The 23,371-nt window shown below is 44.0% G+C and carries 17 protein-coding genes; 8 read left to right on the top strand and 9 right to left on the bottom strand.

Features of this window, described 5'->3' with window-relative positions; translation table 11 throughout:
• Nucleotides 1-368 precede the first annotated feature (368 nt).
• Both codB and G337_RS0114070 read left to right on the top strand, forming a co-directional pair.
• A complete protein-coding gene (gene codB / locus G337_RS0114075; protein ID WP_028864464.1) occupies nt 369-1,628 on the top strand; it encodes a cytosine permease in 1,260 nt (419 codons plus the stop codon).
• Nucleotides 1,629-1,644: 16 nt separating this feature from the next.
• Entirely contained in the window at nt 1,645-2,934 is a 1,290-nt protein-coding gene (locus tag G337_RS0114070) for a cytosine deaminase (protein ID WP_028864463.1), read from the top strand.
• 91 nt (nt 2,935-3,025) lie between these two features.
• Here G337_RS0114070 and G337_RS26300 read toward each other — a convergent pair whose 3' ends face one another.
• The gene (locus tag G337_RS26300; protein ID WP_051303262.1) at nt 3,026-4,915 is read right to left on the bottom strand and encodes a hypothetical protein; all 1,890 of its coding nucleotides are present in this window, start codon (nt 4,913-4,915) and stop codon (nt 3,026-3,028) included.
• A gap of 437 nt (nt 4,916-5,352) precedes the next feature.
• Between G337_RS26300 and htpG the strand changes: the two genes are divergently transcribed.
• From htpG to G337_RS0114045, 4 genes are all read left to right on the top strand, one after another.
• Entirely contained in the window at nt 5,353-7,257 is a 1,905-nt protein-coding gene (gene htpG / locus G337_RS0114060; RefSeq protein WP_028864462.1) for a molecular chaperone HtpG, read from the top strand.
• A gap of 121 nt (nt 7,258-7,378) precedes the next feature.
• Nucleotides 7,379-8,023, top strand: a complete 645-nt coding sequence (adk, locus tag G337_RS0114055) for an adenylate kinase (RefSeq protein WP_028864461.1) — start codon at nt 7,379-7,381, stop codon at nt 8,021-8,023.
• 60 nt (nt 8,024-8,083) lie between these two features.
• A complete protein-coding gene (gene hemH, locus G337_RS0114050; RefSeq protein ID WP_028864460.1) occupies nt 8,084-9,046 on the top strand; it encodes a ferrochelatase in 963 nt (320 codons plus the stop codon).
• Between the two features lie 33 nt (nt 9,047-9,079).
• Entirely contained in the window at nt 9,080-9,583 is a 504-nt protein-coding gene (locus G337_RS0114045) for a C40 family peptidase (RefSeq protein WP_245597663.1), read from the top strand.
• 4 nt (nt 9,584-9,587) lie between these two features.
• On the opposite strand, the gene G337_RS0114040 is transcribed toward G337_RS0114045, so the two are convergent.
• From G337_RS0114040 to G337_RS0114025, 4 genes are all read right to left on the bottom strand, one after another.
• Nucleotides 9,588-10,268 (bottom strand): response regulator, encoded by a 681-nt coding sequence (locus tag G337_RS0114040; RefSeq protein ID WP_211235809.1) that lies wholly within the window; start codon nt 10,266-10,268, stop codon nt 9,588-9,590.
• Complete coding sequence (locus tag G337_RS0114035) at nt 10,265-11,767, bottom strand: ATP-binding protein (RefSeq protein ID WP_051303260.1); 1,503 nt, start codon at nt 11,765-11,767, stop codon at nt 10,265-10,267. Before G337_RS0114035 ends, G337_RS0114040 begins: the two co-directional genes overlap by 4 nt.
• A 100-nt stretch (nt 11,768-11,867) precedes the next feature.
• Nucleotides 11,868-12,179 carry a hypothetical protein gene (locus tag G337_RS0114030; RefSeq protein ID WP_028864456.1) on the bottom strand — a complete coding sequence of 104 codons (312 nt, stop codon included), beginning with the start codon at nt 12,177-12,179 and terminating at the stop codon, nt 11,868-11,870.
• A gap of 149 nt (nt 12,180-12,328) precedes the next feature.
• Nucleotides 12,329-13,756, bottom strand: coding sequence for a hypothetical protein (locus G337_RS0114025; RefSeq protein WP_028864455.1), 1,428 nt, complete (start codon nt 13,754-13,756; stop codon nt 12,329-12,331).
• 268 nt (nt 13,757-14,024) lie between these two features.
• Between G337_RS0114025 and G337_RS0114020 the strand changes: the two genes are divergently transcribed.
• Both G337_RS0114020 and G337_RS27760 read left to right on the top strand, forming a co-directional pair.
• On the top strand, nt 14,025-14,630 hold the full coding sequence (locus G337_RS0114020) for a LysE family translocator (RefSeq protein ID WP_028864454.1): 606 nt from the start codon (nt 14,025-14,027) through the stop codon (nt 14,628-14,630).
• A gap of 738 nt (nt 14,631-15,368) precedes the next feature.
• Nucleotides 15,369-18,695 (top strand): alpha-amylase family glycosyl hydrolase, encoded by a 3,327-nt coding sequence (locus tag G337_RS27760; RefSeq protein ID WP_051303259.1) that lies wholly within the window; start codon nt 15,369-15,371, stop codon nt 18,693-18,695.
• A 55-nt stretch (nt 18,696-18,750) separates the two neighbouring features.
• On the opposite strand, the gene G337_RS0114010 is transcribed toward G337_RS27760, so the two are convergent.
• From G337_RS0114010 to mnmA, 4 genes are all read right to left on the bottom strand, one after another.
• The gene (locus tag G337_RS0114010; RefSeq protein WP_028864453.1) at nt 18,751-19,878 is read right to left on the bottom strand and encodes a ribosomal protein uL16 3-hydroxylase; all 1,128 of its coding nucleotides are present in this window, start codon (nt 19,876-19,878) and stop codon (nt 18,751-18,753) included.
• Between the two features lie 115 nt (nt 19,879-19,993).
• Nucleotides 19,994-21,367 carry an adenylosuccinate lyase gene (gene purB, locus G337_RS0114005; RefSeq protein ID WP_028864452.1) on the bottom strand — a complete coding sequence of 458 codons (1,374 nt, stop codon included), beginning with the start codon at nt 21,365-21,367 and terminating at the stop codon, nt 19,994-19,996.
• Nucleotides 21,368-21,495: 128 nt separating this feature from the next.
• A complete protein-coding gene (gene hflD / locus G337_RS0114000; RefSeq protein ID WP_028864451.1) occupies nt 21,496-22,125 on the bottom strand; it encodes a high frequency lysogenization protein HflD in 630 nt (209 codons plus the stop codon).
• Nucleotides 22,126-22,226: 101 nt separating this feature from the next.
• Nucleotides 22,227-23,330: a tRNA 2-thiouridine(34) synthase MnmA gene (gene mnmA / locus G337_RS0113995; RefSeq protein ID WP_028864450.1), complete on the bottom strand. Its 1,104-nt coding sequence runs from the start codon at nt 23,328-23,330 to the stop codon at nt 22,227-22,229.
• Between the last annotated feature and the right edge of the window lie 41 nt (nt 23,331-23,371).

Here is a 23,371-nt window from a genome sequence, read left to right as displayed (position 1 = left end):
AAATTAAAGTCATCTTTTTTCATAATCACCAGTAGTATTTAATTATTTAAAATAATAATACTATTAGATCACATAATTAGGCGGAATGGTATAACTGGTTGATTTGTGCTGGCGCTTTTATAATTGTGATAAAAATATAAGAATCATGCTTTAAAAAGCTTTTATAACCAATTTATCCTTTACTGCATAGGGCCTTTAGACGGGCCGTGAACCCATTGACAGCAAGGTTATTATCACTAGAATACGCGCCGTTTACCTGAATTAAACACAATGTCACAGCCTGTTTCCTGCAGCTGACGCCAATCTATGGCTTATGGTGTTTATTCAGTAAACAGTTCTTTTATGCTAATAACTAATAGAGGTATTGAATGGCTGGCGATAATAATTATAGTTTGGGGCCCGTCCCCCAATCGGCGAGAAAAGGTATAGTTTCACTGACCATGGTGATGCTGGGGTTAACCTTCTTTTCCGCCAGTATGTGGACAGGCGGGGCACTTGGGACGGGACTCTCCTTCAGTGATTTTCTTCTTGCAGTTCTAATTGGTAATTTAATTCTCGGTATCTACACTTCTTTTCTTGGTTACATCGGCGCCTCCACTGGTTTATCTACTCATCTTCTTGCTCGTTTCTCTTTCGGTTCTAAAGGCTCCTGGCTTCCTTCTCTTCTTCTCGGTGGTACACAAGTCGGCTGGTTTGGTGTCGGTGTTGCGATGTTTGCTGTTCCTGTCCATAAAGCGACTGGTATTGATACTAACGTTCTGATCCTGGTTTCCGGTTTATTGATGACTGCTACTGTGTATTTCGGTATTTCAGCGCTGATGATCCTTTCTGCTGTTGCGGTGCCGGCTATCGCTGTGCTTGGCGGCTATTCTGTCAATGAAGCTGTAGAAAGTGTCGGCGGTATTGAAGGGCTGTTTGCTATTATTCCTAAAGAGTCGATGGATTTCTCAACGGCTTTAGTTTTAGTGGTGGGCTCTTTTATTTCAGCTGGCACATTAACAGCTGATTTTGTGCGTTTTGGTAAAAAACCTAAAACGGCGGTTTTTGTTACTATGATTGCTTTCTTTATCGGTAATTCACTGATGTTTCTCTTTGGGGCGGCCGGGGCTGCTGCAACCGGGTTTGCAGATATTTCCGAAGTTATGATCGCACAAGGTCTGTTAATTCCTGCCATTATTGTTCTGGGTTTAAATATCTGGACGACTAATGATAATGCTCTGTATGCATCCGGTTTAGGTTTCTCTAATGTAACCGGCCTGCCTAGTAAATACCTTTCGATGGTCAACGGGATTATTGGTACATTGTGTGCTTTGTGGTTATACAATAACTTTGTCGGCTGGTTAACATTTCTTTCTGCCGCCATTCCGCCTATCGGCGGCATTATCATTGCGGATTTTCTGGTAAACCGTAAGTATTACAAAGACTTTGCTAATGCTCAATTTAAAAGTGTTAACTGGGCTGCAGTTGCAGCCGTTGCTGCGGGAATCGGTGCAGGACATTTTCTGCCGGGGATTGTACCTTTAAATGCGGTGCTTGGCGGTGCGGTTAGTTATTTAATTCTTAACCCGTTTTTAAACCGTGAAGTTATCAAGCAGCCGCCTGAAAAAATATCAGAACCTGTTCTATAAATTAGAGGATAAAAAAATGCACTCTTTAGATATGCTGATTAAAAATATCTGCCTGCAGGACAGGCCAGGTAAACATCAAATTCACATTGAAAATGGAATTTTTAAAGCGATTGCTGCAAACGCGGGTGATTTGAAGATAAAACCCGGCACTACAATTATTGATGGTGAAGGCGGGCTTGCCGTTGCGCCTTTCTGTGAACCGCATATTCATTTAGATACAACACAAACGGCTGGTCAGCCAGGCTGGAATATTTCCGGTACTTTATTTGAAGGCATTGAACGCTGGTCAGAACGTAAACAAACGCTGTCCATTGAAGATGTAAAGTCCCGTGCTAAGCAGACTTTAAAATGGCAGATTGCCAACGGTATTCAGCATGTGCGTACTCATGTTGATGTTTCCGATCCGACTTTGACGGCATTAAAAGCAATGCTGCAAGTTAAACAAGAGATGAAGCAGTGGGTGGATATTCAGATTGTTGCATTTCCGCAGGAAGGTATTTTATCTTACCCTAACGGTAAAGAGCTGCTGGAAGAAGCTGTACAGCTGGGAGCTGATGTTATCGGCGCCATTCCGCATTTCGAGTTTACCCGTGAATATGGTGTTGAATCTCTACATTATGTATTTGAGCTGGCACGTAAATATGAGCGCCTGATTGATGTTCATTGCGATGAAATTGATGATGAACAGTCGCGCTTTGTTGAAACGCTGGCTGCGCTTGCACACAAATATGATATGGGTGAACGGGTAACGGCCAGTCATACTACTGCAATGGGCTCTTATAATGGTGCTTATGCATCACGTTTATTCCGGTTATTAAAAATGTCGGGTATTAATTTCGTGGCTAACCCTCTGGTGAATATTCATCTGCAGGGACGTTTCGATGATTATCCGAAACGCCGCGGCATGACGCGTGTTAAAGAGATGCTGGCTGCTGATATTAACGTCTGTTTCGGGCACGATGATGTATTTGATCCCTGGTATCCGCTCGGTACGGCGAATATGCTTCAGGTGCTGCATATGGGACTGCATGTTTCTCAGGTCATGGGTTATGAGCAGATTAATAAATCACTGGATCTGATCAGCTGTAATTCAGCACGTACTTTGAATATTCTGGAAAATTATGGAATAGAAGAAGGTAAAAGTGCCAGCCTGCTGATCCTTCCTGCTGAAAATGGTTTTGATGCAGTTCGCCGTCAGGTCGCGGTTCGTTATTCAATTCGTCACGGCAAAGTTATTGCACAAACGCAGCCTGCGCTGTCAACGATCAACCTTGAGCAGACTGAGACGGTAACTTTTCAGCACTGATTCAGGGCGCTTTGTGGAGGTCATATAAAAAAATACCTGTCAGTGTTCAGCTGACAGGTATTAAATAATAACTTAGATTAAGTTTTACTGCTTATTCGCTGATTAGCGTGCTGTCAAAGTTAGCCAGGATAAAGTCTCTTGCTGTACTGTTAAATACAAATCCCTGGTTTTCCTGTTCATCTGCAGCTTTATGTTCACCAATACGAACACCGTCTAAATACTCTAATAATATGATATTGTCGCGGTCATCAAAGAAGCCGTCATACTCGCTAAAGTAATTTGGTGCGCTGATGGTTCTTAGGGTTTTACCATGAACTGTGATATCACTCCAGCTGCCTGTGGTTAATAATGCAACAGTCGAGTCATAATAATTAATTTTGTAATAGTTAATTTTGCCTCCAGCTACCAGCTCTGCAGCTAACGTGTCTTTACCCATCCAGCCAAGATGAACTGCATTTAAGTTACGAATGTCTTCCTGGGTGCCGCTGAGAGAAAGTGCATTAGCAACAACCATTTCAGCCAGAGTTACCGCCGCGCCGTTATCTTCATAATTACCTGTTCCCTTCTGATGCCATACTGTATTACATAAGCCGCCAAGTTTATTTTGATCATCACAGCCGTCCCAGTTATTAAAGGTGTAACGGTCGCCGTTCTGCTGGAAATCCAGTTTATAACCAACAGCGCCCTGCGGGAAAACAACATTTTCCGGTATTGCTTCAGCCCAGGTTCCGTCTCCGTCTGTTTCATCCATGATTAATGAGGCATTTAACCCGGCCAGTGCCAGCTGTGTACCTTTAATGGTTTCATTCAGTTCCGGCAGTCCGGCATGATGCAGAGTTATAGTTGCATCACTGTTTAATGTGACCGTTTCTACTGAGTCATCATAGGCAGTCCAGCCCGCTGAAGTTAATAACCATTCATTGTTATCATCATTATCATTACTCTGCAGTACCCACTGTTCTGTTTCCCAGGAGTACTCAATATCACTGACAAGACCCTGCTCATTCACTGTTATTGTACCGTACTCAAATTCAGGTGCAGTATCGTCTGTTTCACCCCAGAACCAGTTAATACCTTCTGTTTTGATCAGATCCACCAGACTGGCTGCAACGGCCTGACTTTCTGCTTCCTGCTGGGCAATCTGCTCCTGCAGCTTATCCGCTTCAAGCGTAATCAGCTCTTTGTCGATATCTGCCGCTATTGAATCTGAATCGAATTCAGTACTGTCATCTGCTTCTGCCGCTTCAATCTGCACCGTGATTTCATCCATAGCGTCAAAAACCTGATCAACAATAAGTGAGATTAAATCATCAACCTTTATGCCTTCTGCTTGTGCAGTGTCTTCAAGTAACGCCATATTGCTGGAAATTACATTTGCAGTAACCTGTGCGACTTGATGCAGTTTTTTAAATTCAGCCTTATCTTCTTCGGAAAGGGAGTCATCTTTTTTACCTGCAACATAGTCGTCAGCTAAATTTAAAGTCGTACCTAATTTACCTTTAACGGCTGTTTCAGCTTCTTCGGCCGTGCTGCCTTTTTCAATTTCGTTCTGTACCATGGTGGTTAACGGGCTGACAAAAGTGAAACCTGCCGGTGCGCTTAATGTATAACCCTGGGTTAATACGGTACCTGGATCGTCTTCATCAATGGTTGCACCGGCAACTACTTCTACAATTATCGGGAATTTATCAATTTGTGTCTGCGTAACACCTGTTAAGGAGAATTCACCACCGCTTGTACTTGCAGCTGATGGTTCACCTGTATCGCAGACTTTATTTAAATTAAGATCCAGACAAACATTTGCATTGCTTAGGTAACCGTCTGCAGCTTTACCTGAGAGTGTCGTGGTAACTGCCTGCTCTGTGCTTGAAGTGTCCGATGAAGTTGATGCCGTTGACGAACTTGAAGAGCCCGATGAACCACCGCAGCCTGCTAACGCCGCCGCTGTAAAAATTGAAAGAAGTGAATACTTGTATGTCATTGTCATGCTCCATGATTTCTTGAGGTGTTAACTGAGTCCGTCTGCGACTCTTCCATAACTGTCCTGATATTATGGTTGTGCCTGCTCCAGGTTAACCTTGTGTTGATTTTAGGTTGATCAAATGTTAATTGGCGGCTGGAGGCGTGGAATTTTAGGTTGTGCTTATGCGGCCGTCAACTAGCCGATATAGGTAGTTTTAGCGCTTTAAAATGCTCACTCTGCTAACTGGTTAATATTCATCATAATTTAAAATATACCTAGTTTGAGTAGTGCTGTGTTATGGGAGTTACATTATTAAAATATAGACTTAGATCACACTATATTTATTTTGAACAAATTTCACTTTAAGACCTTGAAAACGTCTCCAGTATCCCCATTTTATTATCATCGTTTAAACCAAAGTCTTGTTTAGGCTAATTCAAAGAGAAATAGATATTATGGAACATCAACAAAATCATACTTTTAGTGCTGATACCGGCAAACTTCTTAAATTAATGATCCACTCTTTATACTCTAATAAAGAGATTTTCCTGCGTGAGCTAGTTTCTAATGCCGCTGATGCCGCTGATAAATTACGTTTCAAAGCACTTTCTGATGGTTCTCTTTTTGAAAATGATGCCGATCTGCGTGTTCGTTTAAGTTTTGATGCAGATGCTAAAACAGTTACTATTAGTGATAACGGTATCGGTATGACACGTGATGAAGTAATCGAGCATTTAGGTACGATTGCAAAATCAGGTACAAGTGATTTCTTTGAGCAGCTTTCCGGTGACCAGGCTAAAGATTCACAGTTAATCGGTCAGTTTGGTGTTGGTTTCTACTCGGCATTTATTGTTGCCGATAAAGTAACGGTTAATACTCGCAAAGCGGGTGAAGAAGCGTCTCAAGGTACATGCTGGTCTTCAACGGGTGAAGCTGACTATACAGTTGCGGATATCGAAAAAGCCGATCGCGGTACTGAAATCATTCTGCATCTGCGTGAAGATGAAAGTGAATTCTTAAATGATTACAAACTTCGCACTGTGGTTTCTAAATATTCTGATCATATCAGCATCCCTGTTGAGATGTTCAAAGAAGCAACAGAAGAGTCTGATGGTCCTGACGGTGAAAAAATTCCAGGTACAGCTGCAGAGTGGCAGGCGATCAATAAAGCCACTGCACTTTGGAGCTGTTCTAAAAATGAACTTAATGATGAAGAATATCAGGAGTTCTACAAGCATATTGCCAATGACTTTGAAAACCCGTTAACCTGGAGCCATAACAAAGTTGAAGGTGAGCAGGAATACACAAGTCTGTTATATATCCCTAAACGTGCTCCTTATGATCTTTGGAACCGTGAAAAAGCGCACGGCCTGAAATTATACGTACAGCGTGTATTTATTATGGATGATGCCGAGCAGTTTATGCCGACTTACCTGCGTTTCGTAAAAGGTGTGCTTGATTCTAATGATCTGCCGTTAAACGTTTCTCGTGAGATTCTGCAGGATACGCGTGTAACAGCGAAACTGCGCAGTGCATGTACTAAACGTGCACTTTCTATGCTGACTAAGTTCGCTAAGAAAAACGAAGAAGAATACAACGCATTCTGGAAAGAGTTCGGTCAGGTATTAAAAGAAGGCCCGGCTGAAGATGCGGCTAATAAAGAGAAAATCGGTAAACTGTTCCGTTTCTCTTCAACAGAAACTGATTCAATCGAACAGACTGTATCTTTAGATGCTTACATCAGCCGTATGACTGAAGGTCAGGATAAGATCTACTACATCACAGCTGACAGCTTTAATGCAGCTAAAAACAGCCCGCATTTAGAAGTTCTGCGTAAGAAAGGTATCGAAGTATTACTGCTTTCTGACCGTGTTGATGAATGGTTATTAAGCCACTTACCAGAGTATGACGGTAAAGTGTTCACTTCTGTAACTCAAGGTGACCTGGATTTAGGTAAACTGGACAGTGAAGAAGATAAAAAAGAGCAGGAAAAGCAGGAGACTGAATTTGCCAGCTTTATTGAACGTGTTAAAGAAGTATTAGGCGATAAAGTTAAAGATGTGCGTTTAACACACCGCTTAACTTCTACACCTTCTTGTATCGTTGCTGATAATGATGATATGAGTACGCAGATGGCTAAACTAATGGCACAGATGGGGCAGCCGGTACCGGAAAGCAAACCGATTTTTGAACTTAACCCGGATCACGTAATGGTGGTTAAATTAGCTGATATGGCTGATGAAGAGCAGTTTGCTCAGTGGTCTGAGTTATTACTGGAGCAGGCTGTATTGTCTGAAAAAGGCAGCCTTGATGATCCTTCTGAGTTTGTTGGTCGTATCAACAAGTTACTGTTAGGTTAATTTACATATATATATGTTACTAAGGTCAGCTTATGCTGGCCTTTTTTGCTGTTAGTCTTGAGAAACTTAAACTAACCGTGTAAGTTTCTTTTTCAATTTATTAATTACAAAGGATGCAGGAATGCGCATTATCTTATTAGGTGCTCCAGGTGCTGGTAAAGGCACACAAGCTCAATTTATGATGGACAAATATAATATCCCGCAAATTTCTACGGGTGACATGTTGCGTGCAGCCGCTAAAGCAGGCACTGAGCTTGGCTTAAAAGCAAAAGAGTTAATGGACGCAGGACAACTTGTTTCTGATGAACTAATTATTGGTCTGGTTAAAGAGCGTATTGCCCAGGAAGACTGTGCAAAAGGTTTCTTATTAGACGGTTTCCCGCGTACTATCCCGCAGGCAGATGCAATGAAAGAAGCGGGTGTGATTGTTGATTTCGTACTTGAATTTGACGTGCCGGATGAAGAAATTGTTAAACGTATGGCCGGTCGTCGTGTTCACTCTGGTTCAGGCCGTACTTACCATATCATTTACAATCCGCCGAAAGTGGAAGGTAAAGATGATGTAACTGGTGATGATCTGGCAATTCGTCCGGATGATGAAGAAGCAACGGTACGTAAACGTTTAGATATCTACCATGCACAGACAGCACCGCTTGTTGCTTATTACAAAAATGAAGCTGCGCAGGGTAACGGCGCGCATCATAAATTTGACGGTACAAAAGCCGTTGATATTATCAGTGCTGAGTTAGCTGAAATTCTTGGTTAATTCTCAGACTGTAAATTATAATTAGGGGCTTTCAGCCCCTTTTTTGCAGGTAAAAGAAAAATGAAAAAACGAGCTGTCTTACTGGTTAATTTAGGTACTCCTGAGTCTCCGGATAAAAAAAGTGTCAGGCAGTTTTTAGGTGATTTTTTATCAGATAAACGTGTTGTAGATACCTCACGCTTAATCTGGCTGCCGATTCTCTATTTAATTATTCTTCCCTTTCGTTCCGCACGTGTTGCTAAGCTGTATAAAAAAATCTGGTTTGAAAACGACTCCCCACTGCGTTTTTATACCGAGCAGCAGACCCTGAAATTAGCCGCCAGCCTTAATTCTGAAAATATAAGGGCTGAGTATGCAATGACCTACGGCAAGCCGTCGATTGCATCACAGTTGAGTACGCTGCAGGAGCAGGGGGTGACGGATTTAACCGTACTGCCTTTATATCCTCAATATTCAGTTTCAACCACAGCTTCTGTTTTTGATCAGTTAAGTGCGGCAGTTAAGCAGCAGTTTAATTTTCCTGCGATTAATTTTATTCACGATTATCATAACCACCCGCTGTATATTACTGCGCTGGTTAACTCCATCAGAAAAAGCTGGCAGGAAAACGGACAGGCACAGCTGCTGGTCTTTTCATTTCACGGTATTCCGAAACGTTATGTCACACTTGGTGATGTCTATCAGGCTCACTGCGAGTCTACTGTGCAGTTAGTTATTGAAGCGCTAGGCTTAAATGAAAGTCAGTATAAGTTATGTTATCAGTCCCGCGTCGGAAGAGAAGAGTGGTTAAAACCTTATTTAGATAATTTTTTACCTGAGGCCGCTAAGTCCGGCACAAAAACGCTGGATATTATCAGCCCGGCATTTGCCAGTGACTGTTTAGAAACATTAGAAGAGTTAGCTATCGAAAACAGAGAACTATTTTTGAGCTGCGGTGGTGAAAAATACAATTATATACCATGTTTAAATGATTCAGATGAGCATATATCGTTATTACATGCATTAGTAACAGGCAGTCAATAAAACTGTCTGAGCCGTTAATCGAGGAGTATCAGCTTGATAAAATTTAATTTAAAAGCCGTTTGTCTGCTCTTCACACTGAGTTTTATCAGTGCCTGTTCAACGACACCTTCATCGCATAGTGTCTCTTCGGGCCGCTCAGATAACAGTCTCTCCCGGAAAGATAGTGAACAGTTTGTGATGCTTCTGCACAGCGAACATCAGGACTGGAAGGGCACGCCGTACCGCTTAGGCGGTAGTAATAAAAGGGGCATCGACTGCTCTGCATTAACGCAGGTTATCTATAAAAACAGCTTTAATATTAATATTGCCCGTACAACCAAGGTGCAGGCAAATTCAGGTGTTTTTGTAAATGAAAAGGATCTGCAGGCTGGAGATTTAGTTTTTTTTAAAACCAGCTGGAAAGTGCGCCACGTGGGCATTTACATTACGGACAGACAGTTTCTGCATGCGTCAACCAGTCGAGGTGTGATGATATCATCGCTGGATAATGTCTACTGGAAATCGAACTACTGGCAGGCGCGCCGTTTAATTGATTAAGTGTCTAGCACTCCATTTTATAACCCACTCCGTAAACGGAAACTATCGGGTTAAGATCTGCTGAAACGGCCGCTATTTTTTTGCGGATATTTTTTATATGCGTATCAATATTACGATCACTTATCTCTTCAAAACCGTCATACACAGCATCCATTATTTCCTGGCGGCTGAATACCCGGCTGATATTCGCCAGAAAACGCTCCAGTATCTTAAATTCGATGGGAGTAAGATCCAGAGGCTGGTTATGCAGGGTGACACTGAATTTGTGCATATCCAGCTCAAAACCTGACTGGCGGATAATCTTATCGCTCAGGTTTCCCGCTCTGCGTAAAATAACTTTTATTCTTGCTATCACTTCTCTTGGGCTGAAGGGTTTGCAGATATAATCGTCAGCGCCGATTTCTAATCCTATTAAGCGGTCAATCTCTTCATTTTTTGCGGTCACCATAATAATCGGTACCTGTGAAAACAGGCGGGTTTCTTTACATAGAGTGACACCGTCAATATCGGGCAGCATTAAATCCAGGAGCACTAAATCAACGTTATTCTCTTTGATATAAGCGAGGACCCCCTGACCGGTGCTTAAGTGCTTAATACTGTAACCGGCAGCGGTGCAGTAGGCACATAATACTTCGGCAATGGCCGGTTCATCTTCAACAATAAGAATATGGTATTTTGTCATCATTGTTCTGCTCCTAAATTAACCGGCAGGGTAATCAGCATGGTTACACCTCCTAGCGGGGAGTTCTGTGCTGTGATTGTTCCCTGATGCGCCGCCGCTATCTGTGAACATAAAGCGAGTCCTAATCCGGAACCGCCGTGGGCTCGACTGCGGGACTGCTCTACACGATAGAAGCGTTCAAAAATTTTAACCCTGTCCGTTTCTGTTAGGCCGGGGGCTGAGTCCTGTATCTGTATCTGCAGCTGTCTGCCGTCGATGCGGGTAACAATATGGATTTTACCACCCTGATTTGTATATCGGCATGAGTTTTCAAATAAGTTTGAGAAAAGCTGCAGCAGCCGGTCTTTATCAGCAAACAGGTAGCATGGTACATCAGGTTGTGCACTGCGCGACAGTGTGAGTTCTCGTTGAGCAAACTTTACCTGAAAATTGTCCAGGGTCTGATTTAATAATTTAAGCGGATCAAGTTTGATTTTTTTGTAGGTTAACGCACCGATATCTGAGCTGGAAAGTTGATACAGATCCGCAACAATGCGGCTGAGTTTATCAACCTCTTCAATCAGCATCTGCAGTTTTTCGGGGGCGGCTTTAAGAACGCCGTCCTGGATGGCGATCAGCTGTGATTTAATCACTGTTAACGGGGTGCGTAATTCATGGGAGGTATCAGACATCCACTGACGGCGGCTGTGCTGATTTTTTTCCAGCGTATTCGCTAAATCATTATAATTCTCCGATAGGATGCCGATTTCATCTTTTGAACTGCTGTTTATTCTGCTGCTGTAGTCGCCGCTTCTCAGCCTGCCGGTTGCGCTGATAAGCTGCTTTATCGGGGCTGCTAGATGTTTAGCCAGCATTATTGCTGTAAAAACGGATATTAATAATACGATGCCGGCAATCAGCAGGTATGTTTTAAACTGCTGCTGCAGAAACTCAGCCGCCGGGTTGTCTTCAAGCGCATTTGAAACGGCTAACCCTACCCAGCCTACGGTTTTTCCGCCGCTGATAACCGGCTCAATACGGCTATGGCCGCTAAGCTCTTTTCGCCCGACGATAACTTTTTTACTGCTGTCGTATAAACTCATACGCTGACCTGTTTTGAGAAATGCAGCGGATGTGTCCCGCTGACCCTGCAGCGGCTCCTGCCTTGCTCGTCTCTCCTGCCTCGGGGGATTATCTTTGCGGCGATCCTGTCCGCGTTTATCTCGTGGGGGATCATCGTATGTCGGCTGATTATTCCGGGGAGGCAGTGGTCGACGCTGCTGTCTGGGGTCAACGATATCACGCCAGATCTGCACGTCGTTAATAATTGCCTGCCAGCTGCTGCTCTGCTGGTATAAGGTCCTTAACTGGCCGATAGTTTCCTGCAGGTGTTTATCTTCAGTCTCATTAACCAGCTTATTAAAATCAGAGGACAAACTCAGGCTAATAGCTGTCAGCAGCAGCACGACAACAGCCAGGTTGCTGACAAAGAAGGCGAGAAAGAACTTGTGCAGCAGTTTCAAAAAACGTCCCCTGTTATAGCAGTTAATGGAACTGCTGTTAATAATAAAATTAAGCAGCGCCGCGGCGCTGCTTTTACTGTTGATTATAATAAGCGGTGCATTAAATCATATTTTTCCGATCCGGTTTACAGGCAAAATACTGTTTATCAGGCGTATCTTCACAGACACCTGATTCTATCTCTTTAGGTCCTTGAAAACTGCATTGTGCTGCAGGCGCCTGCTGTAAACAGGCATCAATGGCCGTTTGAGGCGGTTTTCCTGCCTGCGGCGCTTTATTCTTCGGCTTCCTGTCTGCAGATTCCTGAGTAACTTGTCCGCTGTTTTCAGCGGAGTTCGTTTGTGCCTGTGCCGGAGCTATTGTTATTAAAAGTGAAGCTGCTGCTAAGCTTAGCAGTATAATAGGTTGTTTCATTATAATACTCCCTCGAGTTAATAGAGTAACAGTTATGCACTGTTCCGTTGTTAAGGTGCTGAAAGTGCTGTTGATATCACTTACGGCTTGTGTCTGGGCATAGGTTATTACGCCCAGACACAAAACACTGTCTTTAGTGAGTACCATTATTATTCAAACAGGTCAGCGCCCTCTGCCAGATAGCTGTCAAGCACTGAAGTGTCGGTGATTTCTGCAGAGTAAAGGAACAGGCTTGTCGCAGTAGAAAAATCAAAAGAGGCGCCGCTGTCATAGGTGCCGGACATGATCTCTTTTCTAAGCGCCGTTAACTGCTGCATCTGTGTGTCTGATAAAGACTGATATAGCTGTGCAAAAACGCCGGCGTAGTGGAAATTATTTTCTCCGTCGAGTTCACCATAGACAGCTGATTTTTCCAGTACTTCAGCCAGTACTTGTGCTTTATAGGTGTCCGAAAGTTCTTCGCTGCTGATCAGGCTGCGCAGGGCGGTGGAAATATCCGTTCTGGCCTGAACTATGTTTAAGTTTCCTGCATAAAGGTTACTGCGCTGGGTATCTACCAGGCTGGAAACTAATGCGGCCTGATCTGCCGAAACGTAACCCTCGCTGCTGTCGCTTAGGACGCGCCCCGCTGTGGCGGTTAACTGTTCATTAATGCTGTAACCTTCAACACCGATAGCAGGTGCATCTTTTATGTAAAAAGAGCCGTAATAGGTGCCCTGGCGTTCGGGGCAGAAATAAGCGTCGGCTTCAAGCGATCCGGCATACCAGCTGAAAAGATCCCCGGCGTAGGTCATTACTGCGACTGACTCGTCATGGGAAAGGCCCTGGGTTCTTTCTTTAAGTACTGACTGGTCAATGTCCGCCCATGACTCCCAGCCGCTGCCTTTCATATCATCAAGGTAGCTTAACTGACTGGCACTCATACCTCTGTAGATTTCTGCAAATACAACTGCACGGTCATAACTGATCTGTCCGTCCAGCTGGTAGAGCTCTTTGGAGGCTTGTTTAACTGCGCTCACACTTAAACCTGAAGTACCTAAGGGTAAGTCTCCGAGCATATGACTGCGGAAAGCCTGCATCAGCGGATAGCGCTGGTAGGCATATTCATTAATTTGACTGACCTGACTGGAAGCCAGTGTGGTCAGAACGGCTAACTGCTGATCATCAAGAATATAGAGTACATTGCTGGCAATTCTGGTCAGAAAACTTGTATTGTGGCCCATACCGTCGGAATCATTATCGCGCAGATACTGAAATCCCCAGTAGTCAGCTACTTTACCGGGAGGGAAAAAGGACTGTGCCTGCAGATTACCGGTTATCATACCTAAGCCGGCAAAGGCGATTGTTGTGCGCTGCGCGCCGTCGGAAAGAGTCTGTGCCATGGTAAAAGTTCCCGGGGCAGGGGATTCTGCCGTGCCTGGTGTCTGGCTGGAACTGTCTGTCACGGTCGTGGTGACTTCGGAAGCGGCTGCTGTGGAGCTTGCTGTACTGTCTGTTGAACCGCCGCCGCCTGAGCCGCAGCCGAAAAGGTTAGAGATTAAAACTGCCTGGATTAATATCAATATTTTATGCTTCATAATAACACTCCTGTGTATTTGCCGGGTAATGTCTAACTGTCGATTTATGCTCAGTATATAAAAGCACTGTGGTATAAAAATGAAGAAGTAAAATATAATTAAGGTATTGATATTGTTGAGTATTTTCATTGTTTTTAATATGTTTTTAGTAATTGTGTGGAAATTGTGTGCTTAATGAAAAGAACAATTGTTTAGTAGCTTTTTTTGATTACCTAATTATGCACATAAGCACTATGATCGGTCGTTTAAAATTTATTAGGGATGTATCGTGTTATCCATTTATATTACTTATGCTGTATCTATCGCTATATTAATATCAACACCCGGTCCGCTTATTGCTTTAATTATCTCTGATTCTAAACACGGCTGGCCGTCTGGCACCATTCTCGGCAGTGCGCTTGCTTCACTGATATTACTTGTCTGTGCACTCATTGCGCTGAATTTTGCCGTTTCTCTGGATGCGCATCTATTAGAATGGGGGCGTGTTATCGGCGGCTGTTACCTTATCTATCTGGGGCTGACAGCTCTGCGTAAAGAGGTAAGCATTGATGATATGAAATCTCATAATAAAAACTGTTTCTGGCGTGCAATGCGCGCGGGAATATCTAATCCGAAAGATATTCTGTTTTTTGTCGCGTTTTTACCTTCGTTTGTTATCGCTACGGAATCATTTACCCAGCAGGCGCTGATATTTTTAGTTTTATGGGTAGTGATTGATGTGAGTATTATGGTCACCTATGCCAAGGCCGCTAAAAAGTTACTCAGTTACGCCAAGTGCAGAGCGGTGCTGTTTTATCTGCCGGCAGTCTTTATGCCCGTAGTTGGCGGGATTTCATTGTATTTAGGTGCTAATCAATTATGGGGCGGTCTTTAAAAAAACAGCCCTTTTTCTGACTGCCGGTTTTCGTTTGTCTGCCGGCTTGATCTTTCAGCTTTGATGCTTTGCCTTGACGGCTGCTTTTCTATTCTCTCAACAGCAAAAAGTAAACCTGTTTTATCCCTTCCTGTCTTTATTTAAATGCAAAATAAAAGCAATTAAATATCATTTTTGTGTGTCTGCAATCGTTTACACTTTGAGGGTGCTCGTATTTTAAACACTTGTTGTTGGTATTTTGAACTGCACGGTTCTAGTATCCGAAGCGCTTAAGTAAGCAGTATTTGCTGTCTGCATAATATGCACTAAGTGTGACTTTTTAACTAAAAATCCCTATATATCAGATTGTTTTATGCATGTTGTGGAAGTGTGAAAGTAGATTGAAACGGCAGTTTTATAGCGTCTGTGCTGTCTGGGATTTATGGTGATATTTACTTTAAATAGACTAAGGCTGATAAAGAGCAGTGTTTGATTATTCTAAAAAAAATCACAAATCAAACAAAATGAAGTCAGCGCTGTTAAGTCATGTTGAGTATCGACAGGGCCATGGATAAGAGCAGCAAAGGCGGATAAAAGCAGCTCTATAAAGCATTGCGCTTATTAAAAATATTTACTTTTTAGCGGAGCCCTTCAGCTCCCCTTAGACATGTTTTACAACCAATGTAGTTCTTTATTATTTACACAATCAGCAGCAGTCATAGGGGCTGCTGCGCTAACTTAGTTTTAAAAGGAGTTAAAATGAACAAAGCATTATTGTTTGGTTTGTTTGCGGTTTCGCTGTCTGCGCAGGCAGAATGGGATTTCCGCGGTACACCAAACGGCTGGGCTAATACAGCCCTGGAACATATCTCTGGAAGTGAGTATCAAACTTGCCAAACTTTCGGCAGTGATAATCCCCGCTTTAAAATAGATCGTTACGGCAATTGGAGTGAGGCATATCCAGGCGCTGACTACACAGTTTCTGCGGGAAGTTACCAGATCACTTTTTACAGTGACAGTAAAAATATTCAAGCTGACCCGGTCAGCAGCTGTTCAAGTAACCAGGCCCCCGTTGCAGTTATATCTCCAGCTGGTGCGCAAACTGTTGATGCCGGTACCAGCATCACCTTCACTGCCGCCGGCTCAAGTGATGCAGACGGCTCAGTTGCCGCATATAACTGGAGCACAGGTGCCGCATCAGAATCAATTACTGTTACTTTTTCACAGAGTCAGACAATATCACTGCAGGTGACTGATGATCTCGGTGCTGTAAGTGCCTCTGCTAGTGTTGATATCACCGTTGCCGGTGAACAGCCTTCACTATGGTGTCTGCGCGGGACGCCGAACAACTGGGAGCAGACAGCACTGCAGTTTAATTCAGAGACTGGTTTATATGAGTTAACTCAGGCATTTTCCGGGGAAGAGATACCTGCACGTTTTAAAATTGCAGCTTGTACAGCTGATGGAACATGGGCTGAAAATTATCCAGCGCAGGATTTCACGGTAGTTGATAATAGTAACTACGCTGTCAGCTTTAATGCATCCAGCCATGAAATTCTAGCCGCTGAAGTCGCGCTGCCGGTAAAACCTGAGTTGACTGTAAATCCGGGAAGCAGTGATTTTAACAGCGACAGTTATCAGGTGACACTAAGTTATAAGGGCGAAAATATTAGCGACAGCCGTTATCTACTGGGCAGTGGTGATGTAACTCAGGGAACAGTGTTCAGTAACGGCGATATTATTTCTGTCGGGGCGGATTTACAAGCGGGTCAGTCGGTTGATCTGCAGGTCTTTGCGCTTAATGCACAGGGATCGGTAACGCAGACTTACACTTACACTAAAACAGAAGCTCAGAAAGTAGGTTTCACAGTGTGGTTAAAAGCACCGTCAAACTGGGTTCCAGCAATGCACCACTGGGGCGCACTACCTGCTGGCAGTGAAGATAATACTACATGGCCCGGCAGTGATGAAATGCAGGATCTTGGCGACGGTATATATAGCCGTACATTTGCTGCAAGTACATTCAGCAATATGATTTTCAGTAATAACGGCGCACAGCAGACAGCTGATCTAACGCGTGATAAAGACGGCTGCTACATTATTGAAACGCAGAGCTGGGTTGAGACTTGTATCGAGCCGAAAGATGCTGATGTCAGCATCGATCCTAGCAGTGCGACTTTCTTTACTGATGAATTAAGCGTAACACTTCACGCAGCCGGTGATGATATATCCGGCGGCCGTTATACTATTGACGGAAGTGATCCTGTTAACGGCATTAGTTTTACTGACGGCACAGCCATTGTTGTCGGCGGAGCATTAGCAGTTGATCAGTCAATGCAGGTTTGTTTATGGGCAGCCAACAGCAGCAGCCGCGCGAATGAGTGTTTCACGCTGACTAAAGTAACGCCGCCTGAGGCTTCTGACTTTACCTGGGATAACGCCAGTGTTTATTTTGTTATTACCGACCGCTTTAAAGACGGCAACCCGTCGAATAACAACTCTTATGGTCGTCCAAGTATTGATGCTACTGGAAAAAACATTGGTACTTTCCACGGCGGCGATATTGCAGGCCTGACAGAAAAGCTTAATGCCGGTTACTTTACTGATCTTGGTGTCAACGCTATCTGGCTGACTGCACCATACGAGCAGGCGCACGGTTTTGTCGGCGGCGGCAGTAACGGTGACTTCGCTCATTATGCGTATCACGGTTATTACGTACAGGATTACACTAACCTTGATGCCAATATGGGCACGCGGGCTGAATTTAAACAGTTTGTCGATACGGCGCATAGTCAAGGCATCCGCGTAGTGATGGATGTGGTAATGAACCATGCAGGTTACAACACCCTTAAAGATATGCATGAGTTTAACTACGGCTCAACCACGGCTGGCGAATACTGGACACCAGGCGACGGCAACTGGTTTGGTTATCACAGCACTATTAACTATGACGGTGATCAGTCTAAGTGGCTGAGCTGGTGGGGTAAAGACTGGGTGCGCGTAGGTCTGCCTGGTTATGATGCATGCGGCGGAGATGATCTCAGTAAATGTTTAGCCTACCTGCCGGACTTTAAAACGGAGTCAACTCAGGCTGTCGGCATTCCTGCCTTTTTAGCGAATAAAGCAACCTTCGGTCAAGGTTATTTAAGTGATTATCAGGTCGCGGGCAGTAAACGTGTTCGTGACTGGATAACTGAATGGTTAGTTCAATATGTTAAAGATTACGGCATTGATGGTTTCCGCGTAGATACTGCTAAGCACGTAACCTATGACAACTGGGCAAACCTCAATGCACAAGCTAAAGCAGCATTAAATGAGTGGCGTCAAAATAACCCGGACCTGCCTGGTGCAGACTGGAATGATGAGTTCTGGTCAACAGCAGAAGTGTGGGGGCATGGCGTTGGTCAGTCAGATATCCACACAACAGCTCAATTTGATTCGGTGATTAACTTCAGCTTTAAAGGCGCAGTAGACGGTATGACTGCAAATGCCGATACTATGCTTAATCAATTTGCCAGTTATGCGGGGCAGGTTAACAGCTCAACAGACTGGAATGTGCTGAGTTATATCTCCAGCCATGATACTGGATCCGTTTTTTACAATGGTGATGATGCTCGTCAAAAACGCGCTGGTACAGCTTTACTGTTATTACCAGGCGGTGTGCAGATTTTCTATGGTGATGAGCTGGGGCGTGTAAACGGCGACGGCGGCAGTGATGCAGATCAGGGCAGCCGTTCAAGTATTGACTGGAGCCGCGATAATAATGCCGTTCATCAGCACTGGCAGAAAGTTGGACAGTTCCGTCGTGATAACCCTGCTGTTGGTGCTGGTCAGCACAGAACTCTTTCTGGTCAGTCAAGCGGCAGAGCATTTGCGCGCAGCTGGACTAATCCTGTTTCCGGCAGTGTCAATAATGTTGTGGTGGTGCTGGACGGTGCAGGTCAGGTAAGCATTAATGTCGACGGTTATTTTGCTGACGGCAGCAGTGTACGTAATGCTTATGACGGAACAGTAGCAACCGTAACTAATGGTTCTGTCAGCTTTGACGCTGGAAGTGAAGGTCTGATCCTGCTTGAAGCAATATAAATTAATATAGTAGTGTAACTAATGCCGTTCATTTATTTGAACGGCATTTTTTTGTTTAAGCCGCGTACCAGTAACCGAGGTTTACTAAGCGGGTAAACAGAGTTAAGGCATTTTCATCTTCACTGAGCAGTTCGACGATTTCGCCGGCTACTTCATCCTGATCGCAGAGGTGATGACCTAGCTCAGTAAAACCTTCACAGTTAAACTGTTCACCGTTGATAAACAGCAGCTCCGGTGACTGCTGAAAATAAACTGCCCGCAGGCCGCCTAAGCGGATAAACTGCGCACCGGCTTCAAACAGGTCTAATATCTGCTGATTAGTCTGCGGAATATCTGAGGATGCAATATCCAGTTCATGTTTTGCTTCACTGATCATGCGCCCGAACCAGGGGATTAGATCTACGGGGCTTTTACTGCGCTCAATTAATAAACGGTGCAGTTCATTAAGTTCCTGCTCTTCTATTCTGCCCGGCCTTTCACGTATTATCATCTCCGGGTCAAGGTAACGCTGTGCAGTTTGATCTATGTCTAAACAGTAATCGGCAAAGCTGCTGATCAGATCATTCTGATCCGGTGCGCGGAAACCTACGCTGTAATTCATTGACGGTTCAACAGCATATCCTTCGTGTGGAAAGCCGCAGGGAATATATAAGATATCGCCGGGCTCCAGCACTACATCAATCAAAGCGGCAAAGGCTTCACAGTGTTTTAATGCGCCGTGAGCGGCAAATTCCTGCAGTGCTTTTTTCTCACCAACCCGCCAGTGACGTTTGCCCTTGCCCTGAATAATGAACACATCATAATTATCGATATGCGGACCAACTCCGCCCTTAGGGGTTGAGTAACTGATCATCAGATCGTCAATACGCCAGTTAGGCAGAAAACGGAAAGGGCGTACTAACTGCTGCGCATCTTCATGCCAGTGATCTACAGCCTGTATTAATAACGTTGCGCCGTCTTTTTCCAGCCGCTCAAAGGTTTCAAAGGGGCCGGATTCTGCCTGCCACTTGTCCTCTTCCTGATAAACAAGGCGGCTTTCAATCTCTTCTTCCATTGCCAGCCCGGCAATTTCATCGGGTAAAATAGGATCTTCAAAGTCGATAAATCCATTTTTAATAACAGTTGGTTTTTTCTGCCAGTAGGTGTCGAGAAACTGGTTAATATCTAAATTTAGTTCGAACATAGAAACCTCATAGGGTTATTGAATCACAATGCTTTGTTTATTTAGGATATATTATAGAGTATACAAAAAAGGCAACCCGAAGGTTGCCTTAAGTCACATTCGTTTAACACGAATATTAGTCGACTAATTTTTCTACCAGATCAACAGCCTGACCGATGTAATTTGCCGGTGTCATCGCTTTAAGCTCTGCTTTAACTGCATCTGTCAGCTCAAGTGTATCGATGAAATCTGCCATACCCGGGCCGTCTACACGTTTACCGCGAGTCAGCTCTTTTAGTTTTTCGTATGGTTTTTCAATACCGTAACGACGCATAACTGTTTGAATAGGCTCAGCCAGTACTTCCCAGTTTGCATCTAAGTCTTTAAGCATGTTTTCTTCATTTGCTTCTAACTTGCTGATACCTTTAAGGCTTGATTCATAAGCGATAACAGAATAACCAATAGCAACACCCAGGTTACGCAGCACGGTTGAATCCGTTAAATCACGCTGCCAGCGTGAAACAGGCAGTTTTGCCGCCAGGTGATCAAAGATAGCATTAGCCAGACCTAAGTTACCTTCAGAGTTTTCAAAATCAATCGGGTTAACTTTATGCGGCATGGTTGAAGAGCCTATTTCGCCGGCAATGGTTTTCTGCTTGAAGTGGCCCAGGCAGATGTAACCCCAGATATCACGGTCAAAGTCTAGAAGAATAGTGTTGAAACGGGCAATTGCATCAAACAGCTCTGCGATGTAGTCATGCGGTTCAATCTGTGTAGTGTAAGCATTAAATGTTACACCTAAGCTGGTTACAAACTCTTCTGCAAATCCCTGCCAGTCAAGATCCGGATAAGCACTCAGGTGAGCGTTGTAGTTACCTACTGCACCGTTGGTTTTACCTAATACTTCCGTTGCTTCAATCTGCTTAACCTGACGCTGCAGACGTACTGCCACGTTAGCCATCTCTTTACCCAGTGTTGTTGGAGAAGCCGGCTGACCGTGTGTACGAGACATCATCGGCATTGCTTTGTATTCTTGGGCTTTAGCTTTAACTGCATCAACGACTTTATTACAGTAAGGCAGAATAACGTCAGTTTTTGCTGTGCTCAGCATTAATGCGTGAGACAGGTTATTGATATCTTCAGAAGTGCAGGCAAAGTGAATAAATTCAGAGACTGCGTCCAGTTCCGCAACATCAGCTACTTTTTCTTTTAAGAAGTACTCAACCGCTTTTACATCATGGTTGGTTGTCGCTTCAATATCTTTAACACGTTGTGCATCAGCTTCGCTGAAATTAGCAACAATTGCATCAAGATGTGCGTCAGCAGCATCAGAGAAAGCAGGAACTTCTGCAATCCCGTCAGTCTTCGCTAGTTTTTGTAACCAGCGGACTTCAACTTGTACGCGGAATTTAATTAGACCAAATTCACTGAAAATACTGCGTAAAAGTGCTGTTTTGCTACCGTAACGGCCGTCAACTGGTGATACAGCTGTTAGTCCTGAAAGTTTCATTTGTTGCTCCTAAATAAAAGTAGGTTGTTTTAAAACTATTGTGTAACTGTTCTGCCTCGTGCTTAGCTGAATAAACGACGAGAGCTGATTAGTTAAGTGTGTATCTTTCTGCTTATTTAAAGCGCGCTTTAAACGCGTTGTAAATTCTGTTTTGTCTGGTGGATCATCGCTCTGCGTGAGAAAACCAGCTGACGGCGTTTACCGCCGATTTGACGCCATAAAACGGCTGCACGAACACCGGCAAGCAGTAATGCACGGATTTTATGCTGTGTCTGTACCTGCTGCAGGCTGGCCGGGTTGCCGTTGACTTGAATTTTCGGCCCCAGATTACTGATTATATCTTTATAGATAGAGTCTAAATTGCTTAATACACTGTCATCATTAATGTCGAAATGTGCCAGCTGGCGCTGTACCTGATTAATACGTTCGCCGAGCATGTTCAGTGCACCTGAGCTGCGGCTTAGCTTTTTCTCCAGGGCAATCATGCCGATTACATATTTGGTTACCTGCATATTGCGGTTATTACCCGCATTATCAAGCTGTTCAATCATGCTTTTAAAACCGACCTGCAGTGACTCGTAACCACCGAATATATCTAATGGAGAATCGCCTGAAGTGCGCATAATAGAATGAAGCGAAGCATTAAATGCGGCTGCATCAGGGCATAAACCTTTGTTGGCAATTTTATCAACCAGGTAAGCCGCCTGACAGATGGCTGCAAACGCGAGACTGCGGGATTGTAAATTATGATATGGCATGAATATTTCTCTTTTAATAAATACGGTTATGTTTTCTAAGAGACGAATTATTAAGGCTCTTCAGCTGAGCCTTAATTTTACGGCATATGAACAGAGCACAGTTACTTTTGTAAATGCTGCTCAATAATCGCGCCGCCTAAACAAACTTCATCAATATAAAATACCGCAGACTGTCCCGGTGTGACGGCCGCCTGAGGTTCATCAAAAATCACCTCTAATGTATCATCATCCAGCGGTTTAACAGTGCAGGCAATATCGGTCTGACGGTAACGGGTTTTTACTGTGCACTTAAAGGTTTTATCTTTAGCTGTGCGGTCAACCCAGTCACACTGTTTGGCCAATAAACCGTAAGAAAACAGCGCCGGATTATCTGCACCCTGAGCGACTAATAAACGGTTGTTTTCCATATCTTTGCCGACAACATACCAGGGATTTTCATTAGAATTCTGTAATCCGCCGATACCCAGCCCTTTGCGCTGACCAAGTGTGTGATACATCAGGCCCTGATGCTGACCGATAACTTCACCCGTTGGTGTAACAATGTCACCCGGCTGTGCAGGTAAGTATTCCTGCAGGAAGTCAGTGAATTTACGCTCGCCGATAAAACAGATACCGGTGCTGTCTTTTTTATTGTGGGTAATTAAATCCTGCTCTTCAGCAATACGGCGTACTTCTGGTTTTTCCAGTTCGCCGACAGGGAACAGTGTTTTAGCAACCTGTTTTTCACCAATCGCATATAAGAAATAACTTTGGTCTTTATTATTATCCAGTCCGCGCAGCAGCTGTACATGACCGTTTGTCTCACGGCGGCGTACATAATGGCCGGTAGCGATATAATCCGCGCCAAGATCTTCGGCGGCAAATTCTAAAAAGGCTTTAAATTTAATCTCTTTATTACACATGATATCGGGGTTCGGCGTACGGCCTGCTTTGTACTCCGCTAAGAAGTGTTCAAAGACATTATCCCAGTATTCAGCTGCGAAATTAATGGTGTGCAGAGTTATACCTAATTTATCACAGACTGCCTGGGCATCTTGAAGGTCCTGGGCTGCAGCACAATACTCGTCGGTATCGTCCTCTTCCCAGTTCTTCATAAATAGCCCTTCAACCTGGTATCCCTGCTGCTGTAATAAATACGCGGATACTGAAGAATCAACACCGCCGGACATACCGACGATCACTTTAATTTGGCTATTGTCTGTCATAAATAAATCTCCTGCTAATTTGGTGCGGGATTTTAACAGAT

This window comes from Psychromonas aquimarina ATCC BAA-1526 (genome assembly GCF_000428725.1).
Taxonomy (GTDB): Bacteria; Pseudomonadota; Gammaproteobacteria; order Enterobacterales; family Psychromonadaceae; genus Psychromonas; species Psychromonas aquimarina.
Note: the sequence above shows the minus strand (reverse complement) of the source record. Positions and strands in the feature narration are given on the sequence as shown.

Excerpts from the sequence above, each read along its gene's own strand:
- codB (WP_028864464.1), top strand. The coding sequence starts at position 369 with ATGGCTGGCGATAATAATTATAGTTTGGGGCCCGTCCCCCAATCGGCG.
- G337_RS0114070 (WP_028864463.1), top strand. The coding sequence starts at position 1,645 with ATGCACTCTTTAGATATGCTGATTAAAAATATCTGCCTGCAGGACAGG.
- G337_RS26300 (WP_051303262.1), bottom strand. The coding sequence starts at position 4,915 with ATGACATACAAGTATTCACTTCTTTCAATTTTTACAGCGGCGGCGTTA.
- htpG (WP_028864462.1), top strand. The coding sequence starts at position 5,353 with ATGGAACATCAACAAAATCATACTTTTAGTGCTGATACCGGCAAACTT.
- adk (WP_028864461.1), top strand. The coding sequence starts at position 7,379 with ATGCGCATTATCTTATTAGGTGCTCCAGGTGCTGGTAAAGGCACACAA.
- hemH (WP_028864460.1), top strand. The coding sequence starts at position 8,084 with ATGAAAAAACGAGCTGTCTTACTGGTTAATTTAGGTACTCCTGAGTCT.
- G337_RS0114040 (WP_211235809.1), bottom strand. The coding sequence starts at position 10,268 with ATGATGACAAAATACCATATTCTTATTGTTGAAGATGAACCGGCCATT.
- G337_RS0114030 (WP_028864456.1), bottom strand. The coding sequence starts at position 12,179 with ATGAAACAACCTATTATACTGCTAAGCTTAGCAGCAGCTTCACTTTTA.
- G337_RS0114025 (WP_028864455.1), bottom strand. The coding sequence starts at position 13,756 with ATGAAGCATAAAATATTGATATTAATCCAGGCAGTTTTAATCTCTAAC.
- G337_RS27760 (WP_051303259.1), top strand. The coding sequence starts at position 15,369 with ATGAACAAAGCATTATTGTTTGGTTTGTTTGCGGTTTCGCTGTCTGCG.
- G337_RS0114010 (WP_028864453.1), bottom strand. The coding sequence starts at position 19,878 with ATGTTCGAACTAAATTTAGATATTAACCAGTTTCTCGACACCTACTGG.
- purB (WP_028864452.1), bottom strand. The coding sequence starts at position 21,367 with ATGAAACTTTCAGGACTAACAGCTGTATCACCAGTTGACGGCCGTTAC.
- hflD (WP_028864451.1), bottom strand. The coding sequence starts at position 22,125 with ATGCCATATCATAATTTACAATCCCGCAGTCTCGCGTTTGCAGCCATC.
- mnmA (WP_028864450.1), bottom strand. The coding sequence starts at position 23,330 with ATGACAGACAATAGCCAAATTAAAGTGATCGTCGGTATGTCCGGCGGT.